This is a genomic window from Enterococcus sp. AZ078, assembly GCF_051714985.1.
Lineage (GTDB): Bacteria > Bacillota > Bacilli > Lactobacillales > Enterococcaceae > Enterococcus_B > Enterococcus_B hirae.
The window spans coordinates 764,488-782,139 of record NZ_JBIOSW010000001.1 but is presented as its reverse complement, the minus strand read 5'-3'; the positions used below and the strand labels follow the sequence as shown (position 1 = coordinate 782,139).

Sequence of the window (17,652 nt, the reverse complement as noted above, 5' to 3'; positions counted from 1 at the left end):
AAAAGACACCTTGAATTCCTTTAGAATTAGTTTAACGAACCAATTCATAGGAGGATTCAAGATGTCTGATACTCAGTTTATCAAACATATCCTAAACATTCTAAACCTGATTATCTATTTCGCGGAAAATTGTTTAACCAATTAAAAAGAACAGAAAAAAGTATTTCTTCTTTCTCTTAGATTCTTCGCATTCTTTCAGTAAGATAAAAGGATTCAGCTTTTTAACACTTAGGCAATTTGCAATGTATCAACTTTAAATTGTTCGTCTACGTATTTGGCATAGGTTTTGTGTTTTTGAACAAGCTCAGCGTGTTTTCCTGAACCGGTTACTTTTCCTTTTTCGATAAAGTAGATTTTATCAGCATCCACGATCGTTGATAGACGATGTGCGATCACTAATGTTGTCCGACCTTTCATCAGATTTGCCAAGGCTTGTTGGACTTTTGCTTCTGATTCAGAATCAAGACTTGCTGTTGCTTCATCCAACATCAAGACCTTTGGATCTCTTAAGAACGCTCGAGCGATTGCCAGTCGTTGCCGTTGGCCTCCAGAAATTTTCGTACCACGCTCGCCCACTTCTGTATCTAAACCATTGGGCATCTCTTCCACAAATTGACGTGCATAGGCTAATTCTAACACTTCCCAAAGCTGCTCATCTGTGTAAGTATCCGCTAATCCATAAGTTAAATTATAACGGATCGTTCCTGCCATAATAGCAGAATCTTGGGAAACATAGCCAATTTGACTACGATAATTGGACAACTTGATCTTTTGGATCTCTGTTGTGCCAAATTTGATCGTACCTGCTGTTGGCTCATAAAAACGTTCTAATAAACTGAATGTAGTCGATTTCCCTCCACCAGAAGGACCCGCAAAAGCAATGATCTCGTTAGGTTTAGCTTCAAAAGACACATTCGTTAAAATCGGTTCCTCAGGTGCATCACTATAAGCAAAGTCCACGTTAGAAACACACAATGTTTTGTTCGATAAATCCACTTCTTCACCAGATTCAAAATCTTCAGGTACTTCATTCAATAATTCTTGTACACGGCGTGTCGAACCAGCAGCTTTTGCCATTTCAGAAAACAACGTGGCAATCGTTGGCATCGCGCCGATCAGATTGAAGAGATACATGAGAAAACTCATCAATACCCCGATCGTCATCGCACCAATCGCAATACGATGCATTCCATAAGCTAGCAAACCAAAGACCATACTCATAAAAACCATCATCATGATTGGTTGCATTGCAGCATCAAAGACTGCTTCTTTTTTACCAACGCGAAACAAACGATCGACTTCATTTGCTGCCCGTTCTTGTGCTTGTTGTTCGGCATTCGACGTTTTTACTAAACGAATTTCAGACAACGTTTCTGTTGCGATTCCATTGAAATGACTCATAGCATCTTGACGGATATGACTGATCTTTGAACCAAAGGTCATCACAGGAATCATCAATAGGATAACGACGGGAACAGCAATAACCATGGCTAGCGACATATGCCAGTCCATTCGGATCATCATATAAACAGTCCCAATCACGGTAATGATGCTCGCAATCGTTTGTGGAAACGTCACAGCCAACAGTTGTTTTACCTGGGTCGTATCATTCGTTACTCGGCTGGACATCTCACCCGCCTTCACCGAATCAAAATAGGTGACTTTCAGTATCGTTAATTTATTCCATAAACGTTTTCGCATATTTTGAATGACGTTTTCGCCAAAAATTCCTAAAACCGTCCCACCAATCGCTGAAATTACAGCTGAAAAAACGAACATCCCCACGACTCTTCCTAATAAAGCATAATCGATCCCCTCTTGAAAATGATTAACTAAATTAGCCGCCAATTTAGGAACATAAACTTGCACAGCTGATGAACCTGCTAATAAGATCATGCCCATCGCCAGTAAGGGATAGCGCGGTTTTGTTTGTTTGATTAAACTAAGAAATTCTTTCAAAGAAAATCTTGTGTTCATTTGTTTCATCGAGATACTAACGGGTCTTCCGCCTCCACCTTGTGCCATTATTTTCTACGTCCTTTCTTCCATCCTTCAAAGCCACCGTAATGTCTATCAAATCGTCCATCGAAGGCATCTCGATCAAAGCCCCCTCGACCAAAACCACCGAACCCACTGCGATCCATCATCTGTTCACGTGCTCTGCCAAAATGCGCACTCATCTTATTGAATCGTTCCCAGCGTTGATCATCGCCAAAAACTTCAGCTAATTTTTCTTGAAATTCAGGACGATTGATATTTTCATTCATTCGTTCAAGGTAGGTATTCAATTGTGCTAACTCTTCTTCTGCAAAACCTTTAAATAAGACATCTTTTAACGTTGTACTGATTGAACCACGCTCTTGCAGACTTTCTCGACCTTTATCAGTAATCTTGACCAAAGTCACTCGGGAATCCGTTGCTGATTTTTCCCGCATGACCGTCCCAGCCTCTTCTAATTTTTTGATGATTTGTGTCACACTAGACGGTTTAATATCTAGCACTTCAGCTAATCGTCCTGCCGTCACATCGTCCTCAGCCACTAAAATTTTTAATGTTTCAAAAGCATTGTCTGTCTTTTCTTCCACTTGATAAGCAAAAATCAAAAACGGTTGATGCGCAATCTCTAACAGATTTTCTAAAATTTCATGATTATTCATAAGATGACCTCCAAAATATTTACTTAGTTTATATCGATATCAACAAAATAAATGATAAACTATTTATTTTGTTTGTCAACAGCTAAACTAATTAAATAGTTAAAAAAATAGTTAGCCAAAAAAATCTAAAATTGGCTAACACTAGATAAGTGAGTTGGTTTGTTTTTTTCAATACACATTATCCCTTCTATTTTTTTATTTTCAAACAAAAAAATAGACTCAGTTCTACTTGAATTTTCAAGAAAATAACTAAGTCTATATGCTATAATCATTTGTGACAGTAAAGTTTAATGACGGTGGCTTTCCATTCTGAAAGCGAGGTGGTGCTTATGCACATAATCTCACACTTTAGAGAAAGGAGATGCCTTTTTGTCCGCATACGAGACAATTCAAACCATTCTTGGGTTTGGTATGTTTACCATTTCTTTGATTGGCTTGGTTGTATCTATGCTTAAACATGACAAAAAGAAATAGCCGTCACTTTAGCGAGAAGACTGGCTATTTCTTTTTGAAATACCATTGAATTCGCCACCGTCTTTAGCGGTGCTGTCAAAAGGGAACTGTTGACGCAGTTCCTTTTTTCATGTTTATTATAGCATACCTCTATTCTTCTATTCAATAAAAAACAAAAGAACGGTAATTTTTTAAAGCAATGATCACTAAGTCTATAGGCTCCGATCCTTTGTGACAATAAAGTTTAACAACGGTGGCTTTCCATTCTGAAAGCGAGGTGGTGCTTATGCACATAATCCCACACTTTAGAGAAAGGAGATGCCTTTTTGTCCGCATACGAGACAATTCAAACCATTCTTGGATTTGGTATGTTTACCATTTCTTTGATTGGCTTGGTTGTATCTATGCTTAAACATGACAAAAAGAAATAGCCGTCACTTTAGCGAGAAGACTGGCTATTTCTTTTTGAAATATTTAGTTTAATTGCCACCGTCTTTAGCGGTGCTGTCAAAAGGGAACTGTTGACGCAGTTCCTTTTTGCACGATTATTATAGCATGACTCTATTCTTCTGTTCAATGTTAATTTCTAGCATCTTGATTAAAGATTAAAATTGACTTCTATCAATTCATATAAACACCAAAAATTCTGATATCAAGGCATTTTTGAGTAAATAGCTTACTAGCAAACCCTAACTGATCACAGTAGTACGATAGTCAAAGAGGATATTTTTAACTAAATTGATTTATCGTATAGTGTGATAGAGGGAACTAGTTCTACTTACTTATGCAATAAAACATATCTAAAGAGTTTTATTTGAAAAAAATATATTGACATTTTATACTTGAATTATCAAATAAAAAGGACGTGAAGATAAATGTCAAATTTAGAACATAAAGAAGAAAAAACTTTAGACAAAATTATTGCTACGGTTAATAAACTGGATAAAGAATTAGACGAACTTGATACGTTATCTGAAAATCCAGAAAAAAAACATAACCTAAAAAAATGGTTAGTTGAACGAAAAGCGATTCATGAAATTAAAAAAATCCTTCATGAATCTGGTAAATATGAGAAATATGATGAAAAAGAACTTGATAAAGAATTTAAAGAAATTAATGATTTATTACAATAATTGATTTATACGACTCATTTTGAGTCGTTTTTTATTTATAATAAAGCATTCCTTTCAAGAAGATAAAACAAATGAGAGTCATTGTTTAAGTTTAGTTTGTATATAAAGTCTATAGCTATTTTTAAATTCAATATCTGCTATTTTCATTACTTTTTTCATTGCTTCATCTGAAGAGCCAAAATGGTACCTGTTCTTTTCGAATCCATCTTCAACTATCGTGTATCGTTCTTGGTCATAACAAATAAATACATAGCGATCTTTTTTGAATGTAAGAATTTTTAAAGCGAAACAGTTCTTTGACTTAAATGTTTTTTTCAAATATTGTTTTAATTGCTTTTTATAAATCATGTTCATTTTACGGCACTTCTACTTTCTTCATCGACTAGCCATTGATTTTTGTTGAATCGATTAACCAACTTATTTACTTCCTTATCAAATAAAAATTTTTTCAACGTTCGACTAATATAAAAAACTTGCACCTTTTTGCCATCTATTCTAAAAGCAATTCGAAAATCTTCCTTTCCTAAATGGATTTTCATTTCATAAATAGAGTATTTTGCAGATGAATGGACAGGTTTGATGCGATAAAAATTATGTGTCAAATACTCATTCACTTTATATACGATTATTTCTTGATATTTTTTTGATTGATTCTCAGAAAATACATCGGAAAATTGCTGGCTGAACTCTACAGAGTACATAACTATACCTTCTTTGTTAGATGATTTATGTAAAGGATAGAATACAAATACAATAGAATGTCTCATACATCACAATATAATTATAGTTGATAAAACAACCTATTTCTATTCATATTCATTATATCAACTATAAAAAATAGCCACCAAAAGGCGACTGAAAAATAGGCTTTTATTTGTAAGTTACCTTACAGGCATTAGACTAATCCAACCAATGCCTATCAAAAACATATCATACTTGTTGCATCACTATTTCGTCTATTTACTCTGGTAGAAAATCACTGGTAGAAAAGATAAAATAACAAAAAAAAAGCGCCTAAAAAGACGCTTTTGGTAGAAAATTGGAAAACTGAGTATAAGAAAGTACGTGAAATAGGCTATTTTAAGCTTGATTTTCTCCCAATTTTATTGAGACTTACCAGCTTTTCCGATACATCTTGAACTCTAAGAACAAGTCGTTATAGATTCCTAAAAATTTAGGTCCAAGGTCTTCATAAACTTCTAGATGAGAGATGGTTTCATCAGAGGGATAGAATTGTTCATCTTGGGAAATTTCTTTTGGTAAAAGAGCTTTCGCTTTTTTGTTAGGTGTTGAGTAGCCAATGTATTCAGCATTTTGGGCAGCATTTTCTGGTTTCAACATAAAGTTGATGAAATCATATGCGCCTTCTTTGTTTTTTGCTGTTTTCGGCATCACGATATTATCAAACCATAAATTCGAACCTTCTGAAGGGATCACATAATGAAGATGTTCATTTTCAGACATCATATCTGCTGCTTCTCCAGAAAAAGTTACTGCGACGGATGCTTCTTCATTGATCATATACATTTTGATTTCATCAGCTACGATTGCTTTGACATTAGGGGTTAGTTTGTTCAGTTTATCTGCAGCTGCATTCAATTGATCCATCTCTTTGCTGTTCAACGAATAGCCCAAACTGTTCAACGATAGCCCCATCACTTCTCTGGCACCATCGATCAACATCAAACTATCTCTTAATTTCGGTTTCCAAAGATCATTCCAGTGCTGGATTTCCTCTTTATTGAAAACTTTATCATTATATACGATCCCCAAGGTTCCCCAAAAGTATGGAATCGAATAGGTATTTTGGGGATCAAAGTCTAAATCCAAAAAGCGCTCATCAATGTTCGCTAATCCTTTGATCTTGGAATGGTCTAAAGGAAGCACTAATTTTTCTTTGATCATCTTTTGGATCATGTATTCACTAGGAATGGCTATATCATAATTTGTGCCACCTTGTTGGATCTTAGTAAACATGGCTTCATTGGAATCAAACGTTTCATAATTGACCTTATACCCATATTCTTTTTCAAATTTTGTGATCAAGCTAGGATCAACGTAATCGCCCCAATTGTAGATCGTAACGATTTTTGCTCCACTCATTCCGCTTGCTTGTTCTAATTGCCGTACACCAAAGAGCAAGACCAAGATGATCACAACGATACCCACAAACAGTGATTGTAATTTTTTCATCGTAAGCGTGCGACCTCCTCACGTCCTCGGCGATTTTTTCTCAGTTTTTTGGAACGATTTTCTTTACTAATAAAATAATAACCGATCACTAAAACCATCGAAAATAGGAACACTAATGCACTTAACGCATTGATTTCTAAACTGATTCCTTGACGAGCACGAGAATAGATTTCTACTGACAACGTAGTGAATCCATTACCTGTCACGAAAAAGGTCACCGCAAAATCGTCTAATGAATAAGTAAATGCCATAAAGTAGCCTGCAATGATGCCAGGAGATAAGAATGGTAAAATAATATTTTTTACGACTTGAAAATTATTTGCACCTAGATCTCTAGCGGCATCAACCATCGAATCATTCATTTCTTGTAATTTAGGTAATACCATCAATACAACGATTGGGATACTAAAGGCAATATGAGAAAGCAAAACACTTTGGAAACCTAATCCAAAGCCTAAAAAAGTAAAGAAAATCAAGAAACTGGCACCAATAATTACATCTGGTGAAACTAATAAAATATTATTCATACTTAGTAATGTCGTTCTTGCTTGACGTTTTTTAGTATAGTAAATCCCCATTGCCCCAAACGTTCCGATAATCGTTGCGATCAGTGCCGATAAAAAGGCTAACATAAAGGTGTTCAATACAATAATGATCAATCGTGTATCTTCAAAAACTGCCTGATAATGGTCCCAAGTAAAACCGGTAAAGTTGTTCATGGTACCACCGTCATTAAAGGAGTAGAAAATCAAATAAAAGATAGGCAAATATAATAGTAGAAAAACAATAAAGAGGTAAAGGTAAGACCACTTAAATTTTTTCATCATGCGCGGCCTCCCTTCTTCTTCTCACCCGTCAGCAACATCACAATAAACATTGCAATAATCAAAATAACTCCGATCGTCGAACCCATCCCCCAATTTTGAGTCACGAGAAAATGTTGTTCAATTGCTGTTCCTAAAGTAATCACACGATTTCCACCAATCAGTCGTGTCAACATGAACAATGACAGTGAAGGAATAAACACTGCTTGAATCCCACTTTTTACACCATTCAATGACAATGGGAATACTACTCGGCGAAATGTTTCAAAATTATTAGCTCCTAGATCACGGCTAGCACTGATCAATGACGGATTCATTTCTTCCAATGCATTGAATATCGGCATAATCATAAATGGAATCTCGATATAAGTTGCCACAAATAAAAAACTAAAATCGGTAAACAAAATTTGTCTTGGAGCAATCCCTAAAAATTCAAAAAATTGATTCACACTTCCATGGATACTAAAAATACCAATAAACGCATAAGCTTTTAGTAATAAATTCACCCATGTTGGTAAGATGATCAGCATCAACCACAACTGTTTATGTTTTAATTTAGTTAAAAAATAAGCAGTCGGATAGCTGATGATTAATGTAAAAAAGGTGATCAAAAAGGCATACCAAACAGAATTTAACGCCATGAAAAGATTCGTTCTAGACGTCAAAAAAGTAGCATAATTATTTAAAGTAAAGTGTCCATTCATATCAAAAAAAGATTGGTAAATGATCATCAAAACTGGTGCGATCACGAATAGACCAAGCCAGAGTACATAAGGAACAGAGTAGATTCTACGCATTGCTTTCATTGACTATTCCTCCTTACTCTTCATAACTATCAAGTCGTGCATCAAATTCTTCTTCTGATTCATTAAAACGCATGACATGGATATCTTCTGGATCAAAGGCTAGACCAACTTTGCTACCCTCTTTTGCTTTTTTCGTTGAATGAACCGTCCATTCATTTTGTTGCTCATCGTAACAGACAATTTCATAGTGGACCCCACGAAACAGCTGCGTGTCAACAGTCACAACCAGTTTTCCCTTATCAGGAGTAGTAATCGTTAAATCTTCAGGGCGCAAGACGACTTCAACTGGTTCATTGGGACGCATTCCACCATCAACACATTCAAATCGTTTGCCAACAAACTCTACAAGATTATCGTCGATCATCACACCATCAACGATATTGCTTTCACCCACAAAATCAGCCACAAAATGATTGATCGGTTCATCGTAGATATCGACAGGTGTTCCACTCTGCACGATTTTCCCCTTATTCATCACAAAGATTTCATCGCTCATCGCTAAAGCTTCTTCTTGGTCATGTGTCACAAAAATAAATGTAATTCCCAAACGTTGTTGCAGCTCTCTTAATTCATACTGCATATCCGTTCGCAGCTTTAGATCCAGCGCAGACAGAGGTTCATCTAACAACAATACTTTAGGTTCATTAACGATAGCCCGCGCGATAGCCACACGTTGTCTTTGTCCACCAGACATTTCGCTAATTTCTCGATTTTCGTACCCAGGAAGTTGCACCATACGAAGTGCATCTTTGACTTTTTTCTCAATATCGACTTTATTCATTTTTTTGATTTTCAATCCAAAAGCGACATTGTCGAATACATTCATATGAGGAAATAAGGCGTAATCTTGGAAAACCGTATTTACTTGCCGTTTATTAGCTGGCACATCATTTAATCGTTTTCCCTCAAAATACATTTCGCCTTCAGTAGCATCTGTGAAACCAGCAATAATTCGTAAAATCGTTGTTTTTCCACAACCCGAAGGACCTAATAAGGTATAAAATTTCCCTTGTTCGATCTCAAAACTCACTTTTTTCAAAATCGTTTCATCATCATAGCGTTTGACCACCTGATCAAATGAAATAATTGGTTTTCCCACTTTTTAACCCCCTAAAATTACAAGTACGATTCAGTAGCGACAATCAATGCCCTCGTACGTTTTGATTGATGATTCTTCAATTGGTGGTGCTTTGTTGCTTGGTAATAGATCGATTGACCTGCTTTGGCAATATATCGCTCTTCACCTAAGCTTAACTCTAATTCCCCCTCTAACACAAAAATAAACGTTTCTGATAAAGAAGGTTCAAATAATTTATACTCTCCTGCTTCATTGAATGTCAGTAAAACAGGTTCCATTTCTTTTTCATTCGAATCAGAGACCAACCATTCAAGTTGATAACCATTTTCTTCATCTAAATAAACGGTATGATCTTCTTTAGAATAAACCACTTGTAGATTCACTGTTTCTTGATGGAAAAATTCTTCAGGGGAAACACCTAATACTTCAAGAATCGAAAAAAATGTTTCCATGGATGGCGAACTCAAGTCACGTTCTAATTGAGAGATATAGCCTTTTGATAAATCCGTACGTTCACCTAATTCTTCTTGTGTCAAATTTTTCTGGATACGTAAATTTCTTAACTTCTCACCTATTTCCATCTCATTCCTCCTCTATGAAGTTTTCTAATAGTAAACATCAAGTTTACTCTCACTCGTACTAGTATACAAATTTTGATCAAAAACACAACCCTTTTTATTTTAAATTTCACGAAAAAAATCTTTTTTATTTGAAAGAATAAGTTTCACTTTTTTTAGACACTAATCATCAGCGAATCACCATAAAATAGATTGATTTATGGTATGATAAAAGAAAAATTTTGAGAGGAGTTCTGTTTTTACATGAATAAATTTAAAGCGTTTCAAGTAAATAATGTTCCGCATTTTCATACTTCGATCATTGACCAGGAAATGCCTCTTTTATCAGCGAATGAAGTGTTGGTCAAAGTTGCTTATTCTGATGTTAACTATAAAGATGCACTAGCTAGTAGTGAATCTGGTGGTGTCATCCGCTCTTATCCTATGACACCTGGGATTGATCTTTCAGGAACCGTTGTCGAAAGTCGAGATGAACGTTTCAAAACAGATGATTCTGTTCTCCTAACTGGTTATGGCTTGGGCGTCACTCAACCTGGAGGCTATAGCCAGTACCAGAAAGTTTCTGGTGATTGGTTGATCCCACTTCCGAAAACCTTGTCACTTCGTCAGGCAATGGTATTAGGAACTGCTGGCTTTACTGCACTTTTATGCGTGAACGCCCTCATATCAAAAGGGATGAAATCGAGTGACCGTATTGTTGTAACTGGAGCATCTGGCGGGGTAGGCAGTACCGCTGTAACAATTTTAAAAAAATTGGGTTTTACTTCGATCATCGCTCTTTCACGCAAAAAAGAATCGGTGGAATGGCTGAAAAAATTAGGGGCGAATGAAGTCCTATCCCCAAATGAATTTCTTCCTGAAAAGACAAAACCTTTAGGAAAGCAACAAATCGATTATGTCATTGATACGGTTGGTGGTGACTTATTGACCCAACTCCTTCCTTTGATCGACTATGATGGTGCTGCGGCATTATGTGGAAATGCTGGAGGAATCCAATTGACCACTACTGTATTACCGTTCATTTTGCGCAATATCCAGTTGATCGGTATCGATTCAGTCAATGTTCCGCATGAAAAACGTTTCTCCTTATGGCAACAATTAGCTGATCTTGCTATTGCTGATGATCTTTTCGTTAAAGAAATCGCCTTGGAGGAATTGCCCGAAGTGATTCAACGATTGTTAGCTGGGCAACATCAGGGAAGAACACTAGTTAATGTAGGTGAAATGAAATGAAGATATTGATTACGGCTGGTGGCACAAGCGAAAAAATTGATCAAGTCCGTTCAATCACAAATCATTCGACTGGGCAGTTAGGTAAAAAGATTGCTGAAACATTGGTAACTGATTCAACAGTAACGATCGACTATATCACGACAAACAGTGCTGTCAAGCCAACGTCACAGGACAATATTCGCTTTCATCTAATCGAGTCCACTCAAGATTTATTTGAAACTTTGGAAAGATTACTGACAAGTGACTCTTATGATGCCATCATCCATAGTATGGCAGTGAGCGATTTCACTCCTGCTTTTAGCCTATCTGAAGAACAATTGGCACAGAGCATTGACCAAACACCGCTAACGCCAGAACACCTTTCTTCATGGTTCCGAGACCATGAAATAAATCCTAATAAAGCTGAAAAAATCTCTTCTGACACAGAACACTTGTTAATTGCCTTGAAAAAAACGCCTAAGATCATCAGCTATCTAAGAAAATGGCAACCAGAAGCAACCATCATCGGCTTTAAGTTATTAGTCGATGTTTCAAAAACAGAACTTTTAGCAGTCGCCAAAAAAAGCATCATGAAGAATCAGGTAGACTACATCCTTGCGAATGATCTGACACAAATCGACGGAACAAACCATCACGGCTATCTATTAGGGGCAGACGGAACAATCAAAGAAGCTCAGTCCAAGGAAGAAATTGCTAAATTATTAGCATCGGTTATAATAGAACCAGTTTCCTTTAACCAATGAAACGCTGAAAAGAATTCTCTGATTTATTTCTTAAAACACAAAAGTTAAGCTTGAAGCAGGGAATGAAAGGAGTAAACAATTATGAAAAAAATTCTATTGGGGGTTACTGGCAGTATCTCTGCTTATAAAAGTGCGGATATTACCAACCAACTCGTGAAACTTGGCTACCAAGTAGACGTAATCATGACAGAAAGCAGCACTCACTTCATCACGCCACTTACGTTACAATCCTTATCAAAACGTGCCGTCCATACCGATGTCATGCAAGAAAAAGAACCTTCAGTGATTAATCACATCGAACTGGCAAAACAAGCAGACTTGTTCTTGATTGCTCCTGCTACGGCTAATATTATCGGTAAATTAGCAAATGGATTAGCAGATGATCTGCTCTCAACAGTCGCAATGGCACTCCCTGCAGATACTCCGAAGTTGATTGCTCCTGCAATGAATACAAATATGTATCAACATCCACTCAATCAAAGGAATTTAAATACGTTAAAATCAATCGGCTATCAAGAAATCGAGCCAAGAGAGTCGTTGTTGGCTTGTGGTGATTTTGGCAAAGGTGCTTTAGCTGATACCCAAATAATCATTGATCAAACGGTACAATTGATTAATGAAAGAAACGCTTAATATAAAAGGAGTCATTATGAAAAACACACGTACTTTTGCTTTGACTGCTATGTTTTTAGCAATCATGATTTTATTAGCGGTCACACCGCTTGGGTTTATTCCTATTGGTCCAATCAACGCTACGACCATGCATATCCCAGTGATCATTGCATCAATCGTTTTAGGCCCACGTTTAGGTGGCTTTCTAGGAGGGACATTCGGCTTGATTAGTATGATTCGTAGTACGGTCATTCAAACGCCTTTATCATTCGTCTTCTCCCCATTCATCCCAGTGATTGGCACAGACCACGGAAGTTTGAAAGCATTATTGATTGCTTTTATTCCAAGGATATTGATTGGTGTTGTTCCCTACTTTGTCTATAAAGGAATACTACGGCTAAGTAAAAACAAGTTTCAAGGTGTTTCTTTGTTTCTAGCAGGCTTAGCTGGTTCTTTCGTGAATACGATCCTAGTGATGAATATGATCTATTTCTTATTCCAACAAGATTATGCTCAAGTGGTCGGAAAAAGTATCCATGCGCTATATACTGCTATTTTAGCTGTTATCTTTACGAGTGGTGTTCCAGAAGGGATCGTCGCTGGAATTGCTACAGCCGCGGTTGGTAGTGTCTTGCTTCGTTTGATGCATGCGACACCCCAACCTAAATAAGACAATTAGCTGATAGCAAACATGATCTTCTTTGAATCAAAACATCCATCCCAATTTTTGTTGAAATTGGTAGATGGATGTTTTTTACTTAAAAATCATCAACAGTATGAAAGCTTCTACTCCTTGGAGCAAGCCTGAATTTGTCTCATCTAAGTTCCCCATGCTGTTTATTATCCTATCCACGGCGTTTTCAGAGCTGACCTTCGGCAATAAGCCTGAATTTTTCAAAATATGTGAAGCTATTTTAAAAAATTCTTTCTTATTGTCTTCTAAGTCCTCAATGCTGTTCACAACCTTATCCACGGCGTTTTCAGAGCTGACCCTTCGGCAATAAGTCGAAAAATCTCAAAACATGAAAAGCTGTTTCGAGATTTTCCTCCTTATTGCTCCTGCGATTACTCGTCGCAGTTTCTACTTGGTGAGTGCTCAGGTCAGAACGCTCTGTTCACGACCTTATTTATAATCAGTATTCAAGCATCAGCTCCTTGAAATAAGCCTGAATTTTTCAAAATATGTGAAGCTATTTTAAAAAATTCTTTCTTATTGTCTTCGGAGCTATCGATGCTTTCATAACCTCTTTCTCGCATTTTTTTTGTTTAGTGTTATGATTGATAGTGATTATTATAAGAAAGGATGATTAAAATGAAAATTTTTGTTGTAGGTGCTAATGGCCAAATTGGTCGGCATTTAATCAAAGACCTTGCAACTACTAGACATCAAGTGACAGCAGGTGTACGCGAGGTTGCAACACAATCTTTAGTAAAGAAAGATAATGTCACTTATGTTTCTTTCGATCTGACTTGGACAATTGAAGAAATGGCAGATGCTTTTAAAGGTTGTGATCTCGTTATTTTTGTTGCGGGTTCGCAAGGGAAAAACTTATTGCAGATCGACTTAGACGGTGCGATTAAGACAATGATAGCGGCCGAATCAGCACATGTTTCTCGCTACTTTATGATTAGTGCTGTTTTTGCCGAGGATCGCAGCAAATGGCCAGATTCTATGATTGATTACTACATTACGAAACATTATGCTGATGAGTGGCTGAAACAACAAACAACTTTAGATTATGTAATCATCCAGCCAGTGTCATTAACAAATGAAGAAGTCACTACAGTCCAACTGGCAAAACCAACAGAAGCCACTGCTAAAACCGTCTCTCGTCAAACAGTAGCTGCTGTTTTGACAGCTTTAGTGGAACAACCAACTATAACTAAAACAACGCTAGTACTATCTGAAGGAACGCAGGAGATTTCAACTGCGTTGCAGCAAATAGTCGAGGAGGAATAAGAAATGCGAGCCATCACGATCAAACATCCCGGTTCTGCCGAAGTACTACAAGAGATCGATGCACCAAAACCAATAGCGAAAAAAGGACAATTACTCATAAAAGTTCACACAGCGGCAATCAATCGAACGGACATCATGCGTCGAGAAACAACGAATCAACAGACTCCTTACCCAATTCTTGGCGTAGAAGTAGCTGGAGAAGTGGTTGAAAACCGAAGTGATAACCCAGCTTTTGTACCAGGTACAAGAGTATGTGGGTTAGTCAATTTAGGCGGTTATGCCGAGTACGCAGTGATGCCAGCTGACCGTGCAATTCTACTGCCCGATACATTGGATAATATTGCAGCGGCTGGTATTGCAGAAGTTTTTCTAACAGCTTACCAAACACTCTATTGGCTAGGAAATTTACAAGAAGGTGAAACTGTTTTGATCCACGCTGGAGCGAGCGGTGTGGGAACGGCAGCCATCCAACTAGCAAAACAACTTACTAAGGCAACCGTCATCGTCACTGCTGGTTCATCAGAAAAACTAGCTTTTTGTCAAAAACTTGGTGCAGATGAACAGATCAATTACAAAACACAGGATTTTTCAACCGAAGTAGCAAGAATCACCAGTGGAAAAGGTGTCGACGTGATCTTAGATTTCATCGGAGCTTCTTATTGGGAGAAAAATTTAGCTTCTATTGCTATTGATGGACGTTGGGTATTGATCGGAATGTTAGGTGGAACAATTGTACCAAAGATTGATTTAGCTACCTTGATCACCAAACGAATTCAATTGATCGGCACTTTGTTGACTCCTCGAAGTGATCAGTACAAAGCTCAATTGACTCAAGAATTTATGCAAGTAGTTGGACCTTATCTAGCTGACCAACGAGTCAAACCAATTATTGATCGTACCTTTACATTGGCGCAAGTCCAAGAAGCACATGAATATATGGAAGCGAATAAGAATATCGGAAAGATTATTTTGATGATAACAGAATAACCAACTTTTAAATGCAAATAGCAATCAAAAAAAAGCCGTAGAATCTCAAAAATAGGAGCAACTATTTTTGGATTCTACGGCTTTTTTTATTTAGCTAGTTTATTATGACTGCTTTATTTCTTTCTGTTTGATAGATGCGACTAATTGATTTTCCTTTTTTATTCGTAGATAGAGACAGAGACTATAAGGAAGAATAAAAATAATGAGTGTCACATAGGCGTGAAAAAGAAGCACGACTCCAATCAATTCAGGTAAAATATTTAAAAAATAATTGGGGTGCTTGACCCGTTGGAACAACAAATGTTCAATCAATTGATGATCTGGTTCAAAGATCAATTTCACTGACCAATATTTTCCTAATAATTTCATGACCCAAAAGAGCATGATAAACGAAAATAGGATGAGACAAAATCCAATCCAGCTGACCCAATTAATTTGTGTTTTTTGAATGCTTCCCTCAAAGAAAGCAGAAAAATAAAACAGCGTATGTAAGATAGCTAACCATTTTGTAGTTGTTTTTCCATATTCAATCGCTCCTTCATGTAATAATTGGTTCGCATGCTTACTTGAAATTTTTAATACATACAATCGTACGAATGCGATTATCAAAAAGAAATAATATAATTGTTGACTCATTTGTTTCACTCGTTTCTATTTTTATTTATTATCATCTGGAACGACCTGCAAAAGTCACTTATTTTCTATCAAATAATCATTTATTCAAAGTAAAGGAGTAGAACCATGATCGCATGTTCTTCACAGTTTGATAAAAAATATATGAGAAAACTAACTTTTGACATGCTAGTTTTCTCCTAATTGACCGTCCATTTACTTTATATTTACGTTCTTAATTTTCACTGACGAATTTTGCTGCCTGTTGTCCAGCTTGTCGTCCAAAGATAATAATTTCAGCAACCGAATTACCACCAATCCGATTGTTCCCGTGTAGCCCCCCAGTTACTTCACCAGCAGCATACAAACCAGTGATCGGTTGATTTTCTTTATTCAACACTTCTGTCTTCGTATTGATTTTCACGCCACCCATTGTGTAGTGGATACCTGGGGCAATTTTGATCGCATAGTATTTAGGTTCTGTCAGCCCATTATCCATCGCTGTCGTCCGATTGAAAGCGTCATCCTTTTGAGCATCGACTGCTTTATTCCAGGATTCAAGTGTTTGAGCCAAATTGTCTGCAGGCACATTTACTTTTTCAGCTAATTCTGCCAGATCATCTCCTGAAGTCACGTAACCCTTTTGCTCATAGAAATCAATTGCTTTTGCTCGATCTCTTACTCCTTGATCAAAAATCAAATAAGCAGATTTTTCCGGTAAAGCTGTAATAGCTGCGGAAACTTTGTCTCTTGTATCTAATTCATTCACAAATCGTTGTCCTTCTTGGTTGACTAAAATAGCCCCCTCACCTCGAACAGCTTCACCAATCAAGACTCCTTCATCTTGTTGGACTGTTGGATGTATCTGAATTTTATCCATGTCAACCGTTTGACCACCTAATTTTTCAATCATCGTGATTCCATCACCAGTTGAGCCTACTTGGTTAGTAGTGACATAGCCTGCTAAATCAGGACGGTATTTTTCAATCACTTCTTGATTGGCACCATACCCGCCAGTTGTCACTACAATTGCGTTCCCTTTGATTTCCTTTGGCTCTTCGCCTTGGACTTGTACAGTCACCTCATTGACTTTACCACTATTTTCTTTGATATCAGTTACATCTGTATTCACAAAAATAGGAATTTTACGTTCATGTACATTTTTTAACAATCCGTCAACTAAGTAACCACCAATAGCTGAGCCATCTGAAGGACGGTGTGTTCTTTTTTCACTCATTCCCCCAGTAATTGTTAAATTATCCAATTTGATTCCATTTTGATCCAACCAATCAATCGCAGCGGCTGAATGATCAACGAAGTAGTGGAGTAATTCTTGATCATTGGTGCCACCTCCGCCTTTTAATGTTTCTTCGTAGAACGCTTCATTGGAGTCATTGATTCCGTCAGCTTGTTGGAATTTAGTGGCTGATGCATTCATTCCACTTGAAGATTTTAAGGTATTCCCACCTGCTACTGGCATTTTTTCAAAGATGACTGGGTTCAATCCAGCATCTTTTGCTTCAATCGCTGCTGTCATCCCTGCTCCACCTGCACCAACAATGATAATATCATAAGAATCTTTCATTTCAGCTGGGTTGGTATACGTTTGTTCCGATGCACCTGAAGATACCTCTGTTTTTTCAGATGATTTCGTGCTTGTCGTCGTTTTTTCTTTTGAATCTGCACTACAAGCTCCCATTGTTAAAACTGATGTAATAACCACCAAACTTTTTAGCACTTTTTTCATTCTTTTCCTCCTAAATTTTAGTACTCCTTTATTTTA

Annotated in this window: 21 protein-coding genes; 10 read left to right on the top strand and 11 right to left on the bottom strand. The window is 37.0% G+C overall.

Annotation, left to right across the window (positions count from 1 at the left end; translation table 11 throughout):
- Nucleotides 1-228: 228 nt before the first annotated feature.
- The gene (locus tag IGJ18_RS03805) at nt 229-2,025 is read right to left on the bottom strand and encodes an ABC transporter ATP-binding protein (RefSeq protein ID WP_113820853.1); all 1,797 of its coding nucleotides are present in this window, start codon (nt 2,023-2,025) and stop codon (nt 229-231) included.
- Nucleotides 2,025-2,657 carry a MarR family winged helix-turn-helix transcriptional regulator gene (locus IGJ18_RS03800; protein WP_010719836.1) on the bottom strand — a complete coding sequence of 211 codons (633 nt, stop codon included), beginning with the start codon at nt 2,655-2,657 and terminating at the stop codon, nt 2,025-2,027. Before IGJ18_RS03800 ends, IGJ18_RS03805 begins: the two co-directional genes overlap by 1 nt.
- A gap of 369 nt (nt 2,658-3,026) precedes the next feature.
- On the opposite strand from IGJ18_RS03800, the gene IGJ18_RS03795 reads away from it, so the two are divergent.
- The 3 genes from IGJ18_RS03795 (at nt 3,027) to IGJ18_RS03785 (ending at nt 4,243) form a co-directional block, all read left to right on the top strand.
- The gene (locus IGJ18_RS03795) at nt 3,027-3,131 is read left to right on the top strand and encodes a putative holin-like toxin (protein ID WP_014834224.1); all 105 of its coding nucleotides are present in this window, start codon (nt 3,027-3,029) and stop codon (nt 3,129-3,131) included.
- Between the two features lie 305 nt (nt 3,132-3,436).
- Nucleotides 3,437-3,541 carry a putative holin-like toxin gene (locus IGJ18_RS03790; RefSeq protein WP_014834224.1) on the top strand — a complete coding sequence of 35 codons (105 nt, stop codon included), beginning with the start codon at nt 3,437-3,439 and terminating at the stop codon, nt 3,539-3,541.
- A gap of 444 nt (nt 3,542-3,985) precedes the next feature.
- Nucleotides 3,986-4,243: a hypothetical protein gene (locus IGJ18_RS03785; RefSeq protein WP_010719837.1), complete on the top strand. Its 258-nt coding sequence runs from the start codon at nt 3,986-3,988 to the stop codon at nt 4,241-4,243.
- A 78-nt stretch (nt 4,244-4,321) separates the two neighbouring features.
- Here IGJ18_RS03785 and IGJ18_RS03780 read toward each other — a convergent pair whose 3' ends face one another.
- The 7 genes from IGJ18_RS03780 to IGJ18_RS03750 all read right to left on the bottom strand — a co-directional run bounded on the left by IGJ18_RS03780 (nt 4,322) and on the right by IGJ18_RS03750 (nt 9,725).
- A complete protein-coding gene (locus tag IGJ18_RS03780) occupies nt 4,322-4,597 on the bottom strand; it encodes a hypothetical protein (protein ID WP_053766137.1) in 276 nt (91 codons plus the stop codon).
- The gene (locus IGJ18_RS03775) at nt 4,594-4,944 is read right to left on the bottom strand and encodes a hypothetical protein (RefSeq protein WP_096709440.1); all 351 of its coding nucleotides are present in this window, start codon (nt 4,942-4,944) and stop codon (nt 4,594-4,596) included. The genes IGJ18_RS03780 and IGJ18_RS03775 overlap by 4 nt, the downstream gene beginning before the upstream one ends.
- Before the next feature lie 412 nt (nt 4,945-5,356).
- Complete coding sequence (locus tag IGJ18_RS03770) at nt 5,357-6,436, bottom strand: ABC transporter substrate-binding protein (protein WP_053766139.1); 1,080 nt, start codon at nt 6,434-6,436, stop codon at nt 5,357-5,359.
- Nucleotides 6,433-7,260, bottom strand: coding sequence for an ABC transporter permease (locus IGJ18_RS03765; RefSeq protein WP_010719841.1), 828 nt, complete (start codon nt 7,258-7,260; stop codon nt 6,433-6,435). The genes IGJ18_RS03770 and IGJ18_RS03765 overlap by 4 nt, the downstream gene beginning before the upstream one ends.
- Nucleotides 7,260-8,066, bottom strand: a complete 807-nt coding sequence (locus IGJ18_RS03760; RefSeq protein WP_010719842.1) for an ABC transporter permease — start codon at nt 8,064-8,066, stop codon at nt 7,260-7,262. Before IGJ18_RS03760 ends, IGJ18_RS03765 begins: the two co-directional genes overlap by 1 nt.
- A 13-nt stretch (nt 8,067-8,079) precedes the next feature.
- Complete coding sequence (locus tag IGJ18_RS03755; protein ID WP_010719843.1) at nt 8,080-9,165, bottom strand: ABC transporter ATP-binding protein; 1,086 nt, start codon at nt 9,163-9,165, stop codon at nt 8,080-8,082.
- 17 nt (nt 9,166-9,182) lie between these two features.
- Nucleotides 9,183-9,725 (bottom strand): helix-turn-helix domain-containing protein, encoded by a 543-nt coding sequence (locus tag IGJ18_RS03750; protein ID WP_010719844.1) that lies wholly within the window; start codon nt 9,723-9,725, stop codon nt 9,183-9,185.
- Between the two features lie 240 nt (nt 9,726-9,965).
- On the opposite strand from IGJ18_RS03750, the gene IGJ18_RS03745 reads away from it, so the two are divergent.
- The 7 genes from IGJ18_RS03745 to IGJ18_RS03715 all read left to right on the top strand — a co-directional run bounded on the left by IGJ18_RS03745 (nt 9,966) and on the right by IGJ18_RS03715 (nt 15,257).
- Entirely contained in the window at nt 9,966-10,955 is a 990-nt protein-coding gene (locus IGJ18_RS03745; RefSeq protein WP_438842913.1) for an acrylyl-CoA reductase family protein, read from the top strand.
- Nucleotides 10,952-11,698: a phosphopantothenate--cysteine ligase gene (locus IGJ18_RS03740; protein WP_438842912.1), complete on the top strand. Its 747-nt coding sequence runs from the start codon at nt 10,952-10,954 to the stop codon at nt 11,696-11,698. Before IGJ18_RS03745 ends, IGJ18_RS03740 begins: the two co-directional genes overlap by 4 nt.
- A gap of 81 nt (nt 11,699-11,779) precedes the next feature.
- Nucleotides 11,780-12,331 (top strand): phosphopantothenoylcysteine decarboxylase, encoded by a 552-nt coding sequence (gene coaC, locus IGJ18_RS03735; RefSeq protein ID WP_010719847.1) that lies wholly within the window; start codon nt 11,780-11,782, stop codon nt 12,329-12,331.
- 16 nt (nt 12,332-12,347) lie between these two features.
- Complete coding sequence (locus tag IGJ18_RS03730) at nt 12,348-12,980, top strand: ECF transporter S component (RefSeq protein WP_096709445.1); 633 nt, start codon at nt 12,348-12,350, stop codon at nt 12,978-12,980.
- A gap of 73 nt (nt 12,981-13,053) precedes the next feature.
- Complete coding sequence (locus IGJ18_RS03725; protein WP_438842911.1) at nt 13,054-13,314, top strand: hypothetical protein; 261 nt, start codon at nt 13,054-13,056, stop codon at nt 13,312-13,314.
- Between the two features lie 308 nt (nt 13,315-13,622).
- Entirely contained in the window at nt 13,623-14,270 is a 648-nt protein-coding gene (locus tag IGJ18_RS03720; RefSeq protein ID WP_010719849.1) for an SDR family oxidoreductase, read from the top strand.
- A 3-nt stretch (nt 14,271-14,273) separates the two neighbouring features.
- Nucleotides 14,274-15,257: an NAD(P)H-quinone oxidoreductase gene (locus tag IGJ18_RS03715; RefSeq protein WP_438842910.1), complete on the top strand. Its 984-nt coding sequence runs from the start codon at nt 14,274-14,276 to the stop codon at nt 15,255-15,257.
- Nucleotides 15,258-15,359: 102 nt separating this feature from the next.
- Here the strand turns inward: IGJ18_RS03715 and IGJ18_RS03710 are convergent, their stop codons facing one another.
- Both IGJ18_RS03710 and IGJ18_RS03705 read right to left on the bottom strand, forming a co-directional pair.
- On the bottom strand, nt 15,360-15,893 hold the full coding sequence (locus tag IGJ18_RS03710; RefSeq protein WP_438842909.1) for an isoprenylcysteine carboxylmethyltransferase family protein: 534 nt from the start codon (nt 15,891-15,893) through the stop codon (nt 15,360-15,362).
- 211 nt (nt 15,894-16,104) lie between these two features.
- Nucleotides 16,105-17,616, bottom strand: a complete 1,512-nt coding sequence (locus IGJ18_RS03705) for a flavocytochrome c (RefSeq protein WP_081127864.1) — start codon at nt 17,614-17,616, stop codon at nt 16,105-16,107.
- Nucleotides 17,617-17,652: the final 36 nt, after the last annotated feature.

What these genes read in the sequence shown, in the direction of transcription:
- IGJ18_RS03805 (WP_113820853.1), bottom strand. Translation starts at nt 2,025, where the DNA reads ATGGCACAAGGTGGAGGCGGAAGACCCGTTAGTATCTCGATGAAACAA.
- IGJ18_RS03800 (WP_010719836.1), bottom strand. Translation starts at nt 2,657, where the DNA reads ATGAATAATCATGAAATTTTAGAAAATCTGTTAGAGATTGCGCATCAA.
- IGJ18_RS03785 (WP_010719837.1), top strand. Translation starts at nt 3,986, where the DNA reads ATGTCAAATTTAGAACATAAAGAAGAAAAAACTTTAGACAAAATTATT.
- IGJ18_RS03780 (WP_053766137.1), bottom strand. Translation starts at nt 4,597, where the DNA reads ATGAACATGATTTATAAAAAGCAATTAAAACAATATTTGAAAAAAACA.
- IGJ18_RS03775 (WP_096709440.1), bottom strand. Translation starts at nt 4,944, where the DNA reads ATGTACTCTGTAGAGTTCAGCCAGCAATTTTCCGATGTATTTTCTGAG.
- IGJ18_RS03770 (WP_053766139.1), bottom strand. Translation starts at nt 6,436, where the DNA reads ATGAAAAAATTACAATCACTGTTTGTGGGTATCGTTGTGATCATCTTG.
- IGJ18_RS03765 (WP_010719841.1), bottom strand. Translation starts at nt 7,260, where the DNA reads ATGAAAAAATTTAAGTGGTCTTACCTTTACCTCTTTATTGTTTTTCTA.
- IGJ18_RS03760 (WP_010719842.1), bottom strand. Translation starts at nt 8,066, where the DNA reads ATGAAAGCAATGCGTAGAATCTACTCTGTTCCTTATGTACTCTGGCTT.
- IGJ18_RS03750 (WP_010719844.1), bottom strand. Translation starts at nt 9,725, where the DNA reads ATGGAAATAGGTGAGAAGTTAAGAAATTTACGTATCCAGAAAAATTTG.
- IGJ18_RS03745 (WP_438842913.1), top strand. Translation starts at nt 9,966, where the DNA reads ATGAATAAATTTAAAGCGTTTCAAGTAAATAATGTTCCGCATTTTCAT.
- IGJ18_RS03740 (WP_438842912.1), top strand. Translation starts at nt 10,952, where the DNA reads ATGAAGATATTGATTACGGCTGGTGGCACAAGCGAAAAAATTGATCAA.
- coaC (WP_010719847.1), top strand. Translation starts at nt 11,780, where the DNA reads ATGAAAAAAATTCTATTGGGGGTTACTGGCAGTATCTCTGCTTATAAA.
- IGJ18_RS03730 (WP_096709445.1), top strand. Translation starts at nt 12,348, where the DNA reads ATGAAAAACACACGTACTTTTGCTTTGACTGCTATGTTTTTAGCAATC.
- IGJ18_RS03725 (WP_438842911.1), top strand. Translation starts at nt 13,054, where the DNA reads ATGGATGTTTTTTACTTAAAAATCATCAACAGTATGAAAGCTTCTACT.
- IGJ18_RS03720 (WP_010719849.1), top strand. Translation starts at nt 13,623, where the DNA reads ATGAAAATTTTTGTTGTAGGTGCTAATGGCCAAATTGGTCGGCATTTA.
- IGJ18_RS03715 (WP_438842910.1), top strand. Translation starts at nt 14,274, where the DNA reads ATGCGAGCCATCACGATCAAACATCCCGGTTCTGCCGAAGTACTACAA.
- IGJ18_RS03710 (WP_438842909.1), bottom strand. Translation starts at nt 15,893, where the DNA reads ATGAGTCAACAATTATATTATTTCTTTTTGATAATCGCATTCGTACGA.
- IGJ18_RS03705 (WP_081127864.1), bottom strand. Translation starts at nt 17,616, where the DNA reads ATGAAAAAAGTGCTAAAAAGTTTGGTGGTTATTACATCAGTTTTAACA.